The sequence below is a fragment of the Micromonospora sp. NPDC050695 genome (assembly GCF_040654415.1).
GTDB lineage: Bacteria > Actinomycetota > Actinomycetes > Mycobacteriales > Micromonosporaceae > Micromonospora.
Genome location: NZ_JBFAHZ010000038.1, coordinates 46,599 through 52,737, shown reverse-complemented (window position 1 = coordinate 52,737; position 6,139 = coordinate 46,599). Strand labels below are relative to the sequence as shown.

5 protein-coding genes and 1 pseudogene are annotated in these 6,139 nt (G+C 72.8%); 3 read left to right on the top strand and 3 right to left on the bottom strand.

Annotated elements, in window-relative coordinates; translation table 11 throughout:
* Positions 1-106 precede the first annotated feature (106 nt).
* Entirely contained in the window at positions 107-997 is an 891-nt protein-coding gene (locus AB0H52_RS23800; RefSeq protein ID WP_151492822.1) for a pyridoxal-phosphate dependent enzyme, read from the top strand.
* A 2-nt stretch (positions 998-999) separates the two neighbouring features.
* Here the strand turns inward: AB0H52_RS23800 and AB0H52_RS23795 are convergent.
* Together AB0H52_RS23795 and AB0H52_RS23790 are read right to left on the bottom strand one after the other, a co-directional pair.
* Positions 1,000-1,323: pseudogene (locus AB0H52_RS23795) on the bottom strand (cobalt transporter); the annotation flags it as partial.
* An 80-nt stretch (positions 1,324-1,403) separates the two neighbouring features.
* Positions 1,404-2,930: a helix-turn-helix transcriptional regulator gene (locus AB0H52_RS23790; RefSeq protein WP_151492821.1), complete on the bottom strand. Its 1,527-nt coding sequence runs from the start codon at positions 2,928-2,930 to the stop codon at positions 1,404-1,406.
* Positions 2,931-3,176: 246 nt separating this feature from the next.
* Between AB0H52_RS23790 and AB0H52_RS23785 the strand changes: the two genes are divergently transcribed.
* Together AB0H52_RS23785 and AB0H52_RS23780 are read left to right on the top strand one after the other, a co-directional pair.
* Positions 3,177-3,467 carry a hypothetical protein gene (locus AB0H52_RS23785; RefSeq protein WP_151492820.1) on the top strand — a complete coding sequence of 97 codons (291 nt, stop codon included), beginning with the start codon at positions 3,177-3,179 and terminating at the stop codon, positions 3,465-3,467.
* A gap of 13 nt (positions 3,468-3,480) precedes the next feature.
* Positions 3,481-4,614, top strand: coding sequence for a cupin domain-containing protein (locus AB0H52_RS23780; protein ID WP_151492819.1), 1,134 nt, complete (start codon positions 3,481-3,483; stop codon positions 4,612-4,614).
* 40 nt (positions 4,615-4,654) lie between these two features.
* Here AB0H52_RS23780 and AB0H52_RS23775 read toward each other — a convergent pair whose 3' ends face one another.
* Complete coding sequence (locus AB0H52_RS23775; RefSeq protein WP_151492818.1) at positions 4,655-6,121, bottom strand: PepSY domain-containing protein; 1,467 nt, start codon at positions 6,119-6,121, stop codon at positions 4,655-4,657.
* Positions 6,122-6,139 lie beyond the last annotated feature (18 nt).

Sequence of the window (6,139 nt, the reverse complement as noted above, 5' to 3'; positions counted from 1 at the left end):
GAGCAGAACCCCCAGCAACCCACCGGCTGCGATCACCAGCCTGCCGCACTGGCCCTGACCGCATAACCCCCGAAGGATTTACGGAGCGGACCACTTAGCTGTGGGGATGACGTCCCCTGTCTCCCTCGGTACGTGGCCGACCCCGCTGGAGGCCGCACCTCGCCTCGCCGCCCGTCTGGGGCTGGCCGACCTGTGGTTCAAGCGCGACGACCTCGGTGGGCTCGGCGGAGGCGGCAACAAGATCCGTAAACTGCGGTACACCTGCGCCGAGGCCCTCGCCGCCGGCGCCAGCATGGTGATCACCTCGGGCGCACCGCAGAGCAACCACGCGCGGCTGACCGCTGCGGCGGCCGGGCGGCTCGGTCTCGCCTGCGTGCTGGTGCTCGCCGGTCCGCCCGTGCGGGACCGGCGCGGCAACCTGCTCCTCGACGAGCTGGCCGGCGCGGAGATCGTCTGGAGCGGGGACCGGCCGCTCGCCGAGGTGGTGGCGGTCGAGGCGGAGAGACGCTCGGCGTACGTCATTCCGTTCGGTGGCACCTCGCCGACGTCGCTGGCGGGCTACGTGGACTGTGGCCGGGAGCTGCGCGCCCAGGTGCCGGACATCGACGGGGTCGAGGTCGTGGTGGCGGTCGGCTCCGGCGGAATGATGGCCGGACTGGTCCGTGAGCTGGGTGCCGAGCGGGTGGTCGGCGTGGACACCGGCGCGTTGCCCGACGCTCGTGCCGCCGTCGCCGGGCTGCTCGTCGGCCAGGTCGAGCCGGCCGCGTTGCGCATCGACGGATCGCAGGTGGGTGCGGGCTACGGCACGCTCACCGACGCCGTGCGGGCGGCCCTGCGGACGACCGCCCGCGAGGAGGGCGTGTTCCTGGATCCGACGTACACCGGCCGGGCGATGGCGGCGCTGCTGGCCGGCAGCTTCCCGCACGGCGACAGGGTGGTCTTTCTGCACAGCGGTGGCCTGCCGGGGTTGTTCGGGCATCCCGAGCTGTCAGCCTGACGTCACCGCTGCTGTCGGGGGGAGCGCAGGGTGGCGCCGGGGGCGCAGCAGGCGTCGCCGCGCCAGGCGTCGCGTCCCTCCTTGACCGCGACCGTGGCGATGACGAGGGCGGCGGTCGGGTCGGCCCACCACCAGCCGAACAGCGAGTTGACCGCCAGCCCGCCCAGCGGGCACCGCGGAGAGATAGGTGCACAGGAGGGTCTGCCGGGAGTCGGCGACGGCCGGGGCCGATCCGAGTTCGCGTCCGGCGCGGCGCGTTCCCGGCGCTCGTGGTCCGGGCCGGAGAACTGCCAGGCGACAGCGGCGGCCGAGGCCACCTTGATGATGGGTCCGAAGCCCCTCCCACCCGGACCGGGCGACGCCCCGCGGCAGGTCGACCCGCGCGGAGGGCGCGAGACCGCGACGATCAGTTGCTGGTCGCCCGGTACCGATCCCAGGCCCGGACCAGTTGCAGTCGACTGTTGATACCGAGCTTGTGGTAGATCGACCGCAGTTGGGTGTCCACCGTGTGGAAGGAGACGAAGAGGCTCCCGGCCGCCTCCCTCTTGGTGGCGCCCGTGGCGAGGAGCTCGGCGACCCGCTCCTCGGCGGGGGTGAGTGCGCCGACCCGCCGCCGCTGGTCGTGTGGGGCGGCAGCGAGCGCGGCGCAACGGGCGTCGGCGATCAGCTGGTCACCGGGAGCGCCGATCCGGGCGTAGAGCGCGGCCGCCTCGTGGGCGGCCTCCCGGGCCTCCGCCGGGCGCAGCCCGGGGTTGTTCGCGAGGTCGAGTAACGCGTCGGCCAGCGCCGGCCACGCGGCGGTGGTGCGCAGGCCGCCGACCGCCGACCGCAGCGCGTCCGGATCGCCGTCGAGCAGGCCCCTGGTCTGATCGGCCAGAGCGCGCCACAGCGCGACGGGGGTACGCGCGGCCACCCGCCCGACCAGTTCGGTGACCCGGCGGGCGGCGTGCGGGTCGTCGGCGGCCACGGCCGCGCGTACCAGCCGGGGGCCGAACTGCGGCACGGGTAGCAGGGGTCGCACCGACCGGTGCAGATCGGCCACGACCTGACCGAGCGTCCGCGCCGGCTCGCCGAGGACGGGATCACGGACGGCGACACACCGGGCGGCCGTCCACATCGTACTGTCGGGCCAGTTTTGTGGCGCGGCGGAGGCGCGCAGGACGGCGCGCGCGGCGTCGGCCTCGCCACGCCGGTAGCGGACCTCGGCGACCACGGCGACCAGCAGCGCACGTACCTCGTGATCGATGTCCGGAGATCCGAGGGTGATGGCGGCCAGCGCGGCCGCCTCCGGCAGCTCTCCCACGGCGACCATGCGCAGGCAGTCCAGGGCGGTCAGCCTGCTGCTCGCCGCGGTGCCGGGCGGGGCCGTGTCGATGAACGCCTGGCGGATCGCCGTTCGCGCGTCCTCGTGCCGGCCGAGGCAGAGCGTGACGAGGATCCGCTCGGCCCGGATCGACGCGGCGTCGCGACGGACCGCCGGTGCGTCGAGGGCCAGGGCCGCCAGCACGGCATCGGCTCCCGGTAGGTCACCGTACGACAGTGAGCGGGCGGCCCGGCCGACGGCGAGGTGGCGCGCCGACGAGGCGTCACCCGCCGCCGCGTGCGCGGTACCGGCGTCGCGCAGCAGGGCGTCGGCATCCGGGTGTCCGGTACGCGCCGCGACGACGGCGACCATCGCGAGCAGGGTGCTCCGGCTGCGGGCGTCCTCCAGCGGTCGCGCCAGCGCGTCCCGCAGAGCGGTGAGGACGACCGACGGTCGCTCTCCGGCGGCGACCTCCGCGAGGCGACCGAGCAGGCGGCGACGGTCAGGATCCCCGCCACGGTTCGCGGCGATCCGCGCTGTCAGCACGGCCAGGGCCTGCGCCCCACGCCCGGCGAGGCGGAGCTGGTCCGCGGCCGCGTCCGGTACGGCGTCGAAGGGTGAATCGGACAATGGCCTTCTCCCCGGTGGTAACCCGGCCCGTTGAAATGCCGTCCTGCGACCGAGCCTAATCAGGGCGGCAGCGGCGGGCGGCCGGATCGACGAACCAGCGGGCGTGGCCGGCAACCGACAGCCACGGTGCGACGAATCGTCCACGTCGTCCGTGATATCGCGCGCCGCTATGGCGCGATCACGTGATGTGGGGTCGCCGGTGCACCCCAGATCATCGGGTGACAGGACCTGCGACAGGAGGCCGTCGTGACGCCGATCGACACCGTGCCGCGGATCCGCCCGGCGCGGACCGACCTTCCCGGCCGACACCGGCTGCGGGTCGTACTGCTCGCGTTCGTGCTGCTGGCGATTACCGGTGCGGGCGGACACGCGCCGCCGTGGACCCGGCTGGTGCTGGCCGCGACCGCGGTGGCCGTTCCGGCGGCGGTCGCCATCCAGTACGGCTGGTCCACGGTTGGCGCCCTGCTGGGGATGCCTCCCCGGCCACGCTCGCGCGGCGGCGCCGTCCCCGCACCGAATCCGATCCGCTCGGAGTAAGGAGTCAGCGACCATGGCGAACAACGATCCCCAACCGCGACGCGGCGACGAGGGGGCGGCTCCCTTCGCGGGCCGTAACGTCGAGGTGGAACGGCAGAATCCGGATCTCCTGGTGCCGCCGACGACCGACAGTCGCTTGGTGCCCAACCTGAAGTTCTCGTTCTCCCAGGCGCACACCCGGGTGGAGCGCGGCGGCTGGACCCGTGAGGTCACCGTCCGGGACCTGCCGATCGCCACCACGATGGCGGGGGTCCAGTTCGGACTGGAGCCCGGCGCGTACCGGGAGATCCACTGGCATCAGCAGTCCGAGTGGGCGTACATGCTCAGCGGCAGTTGCCGGATCAGCGCGGTCGACCACGAGGGACGCAACTTCATCGAGGACGTCAAGGCGGGCGACCTGTGGTTCTTTCCGCAGGGGGTGCCGCACAACATCCAGGCGCTGGACGACGGCGCGCAGTTCCTGCTGGTCTTCGACGACGGCGCCTTCTCGGAGAACAACACGTTCCTGCTCAGCGACTTTTTCGCGCACACGCCCCGGCACGTGCTGGCGAAGAACTTCGGTTGGACGGCGGATCAGATGGAGAACCTGCCCGAGCGGGAGAAGTACATCTTCCAGGGCGACGTCCCGCCGCCCCTGCAACAGGACCGGGTGATCAGCCCGACCGGCGACATCCCGCGAAGCTTCAAACACCGGATGCTCGCGCAGACCCCGCAGCGGTTCCGTGGTGGAACGGTCCGGATCACCGACTCGACGAACTTCGCCGCGTCCACCACGACCGCCGCCGCCCTCGTGGAGGTCGAGCCCGGGGGGATGCGGGAGCTGCACTGGCATCCGACCACCGACGAGTGGCAGTACTACATCTCGGGCACCGGACGGATGGGCGTGTTCGCGTCCCAGGCCGCCGCTCGGACGTTCGACTTCCAGGCCGGCGACGTCGGCTACGTCCCCTTCGCGTACGGCCACTACATCGAGAACACCGGTGACGAGCCGCTGGTGTTCCTGGAGATGTTCAAGTATCCCCGGTTCGAGGACATCTCGGTGATGCAGTGGTTGGCGAACACGCCCCACGAGATCGTCGCCGACACGATCAACGTGCAGAAGTCGATCGTCGACGGATTGCCGACGATGAAACAGGTGGTGATCTGAGTCCGGCCGCCCGCCGCCGGACGGGCGGCCGGACGGTGCGTCAGCCGCCGGTGGGTGCCGGGGAGCTGGGAGCCGTGGCGGGCCGGCGGCGTCGCGACACCGCGCCCACGACGACGTCGAGGACGAGGAAGGCAAGCAGGGTCAGCCCGAACACCGGCAGCGCCCAGCCGATCGCCACGGTCACCGGTACGCCGACCAGCGGCGTCCAGAGCGGCAGACGTCGTACGCCGCCACGGGCGGGCGGCCTGCCGGCGAGGGCGCGCCGGTCGACGCGGGTGGGTCGGCGCTGCCACCACATCCGGTAGCCCCAGACGACGACGCAGAGCAGCCCGAGGGCGAGCGCCGCGAGCAGGATCTGGTTGACCGGGCCAAAGAGGACGCCCATGTGGGCCTGGACGCCGAGGCCGCTGAGTTTCGCCAGCAGGGGCCAGTCGGCGAAGTCGCTGCGGGCGGTGACCGCACCGCCGGCCGGGTCGACGGCGACGCGGTCCTTGGCGACCGGCCAGGTGTTGTCGATCTGCGCGACGGTCCAGGCCGAGCCGGTTTCCTGTGCCGGAGTTATCTCGACCGGGCCGGCGAGGCCGGCCGCGCGGGCGGACGTGAGGACCCGGTCGAAGGCCGCCGACTCGACCACACCGCCCGCCCCGGCCGCGCTGTGCTCGTGGCCGCCGCCGGGATCGGCCGGGACGCCGGTGAGGCTGGTAGAGATCACCGGAGTACGCGCATCGAGCGCGTCGAGGCCGGCGCCGAAGTTCGCCCCGGCGTAGCGGGACCAGGTCAGCCCGGTGGCCGAGAGGAAGAGCAGGCCGACGGTGAGCAAGATGCCCGTGGTGGCGTGCCATCCCCGGGTACGGCGGACGCCCCTGCCGGCGGACAGATCCGGCACGAGCAGGTGCCGGGCGGTGCCCCGGGAGGCGCTGCGCCGACGCCACCAGAGGATGACACCGCCGAGCGCGAGCACCCAGAGCCAGCTCGCGGCCAGCTCGGAGTAGTGCCGGCCCGCCACCCCCAGGTGCAGGTTGCGGTGCAGGTCGTCCAGCCAGGTGGTGGCCGGTGTGGAGCCGAACCAGGTGGTCAGCTGTCCGTTGACCTGCGCGGTGTACGGGTCGACGTAGACGGTGTGCTGCTTCTCGCCCAGCTCGGGCAGGGAGAACACCACCTCGGTGGTCCGGTCGCCGGTCCCGGGCCGCACCGAGGCGATGCTGCCGTCGGTGTGCGCGTTCCGGGCGGTGCCGACCTGGTCGGCCAGCGGGAGTGGACGTTCACCCACCTGGGCGACGGTCAACTGGTCGTCGTAGAGCACGCCGTCGAGTTGCGGGGTGACCGTGTAGGCCAGGCCGGTCAACGCGGCGACCACCAGGAACGGGGCGACGAGGATTCCGGCGTAGAAGTGCAGCCGCAGCAGCAGCGCGCCGAACGGTGACGTACGCGGGGCCGGTCGTGGCGGTGCTTCGGCGGTCGTGGCGTGGTCCGGCGGTGGCGTGCCGGACACCTCGGTGAGAGACATGGTGATCCGATCGGGATA

Excerpts from the sequence above, each read along its gene's own strand:
- AB0H52_RS23775 (WP_151492818.1), bottom strand. The coding sequence starts at position 6,121 with ATGTCTCTCACCGAGGTGTCCGGCACGCCACCGCCGGACCACGCCACG.
- AB0H52_RS23780 (WP_151492819.1), top strand. The coding sequence starts at position 3,481 with ATGGCGAACAACGATCCCCAACCGCGACGCGGCGACGAGGGGGCGGCT.
- AB0H52_RS23800 (WP_151492822.1), top strand. The coding sequence starts at position 107 with ATGACGTCCCCTGTCTCCCTCGGTACGTGGCCGACCCCGCTGGAGGCC.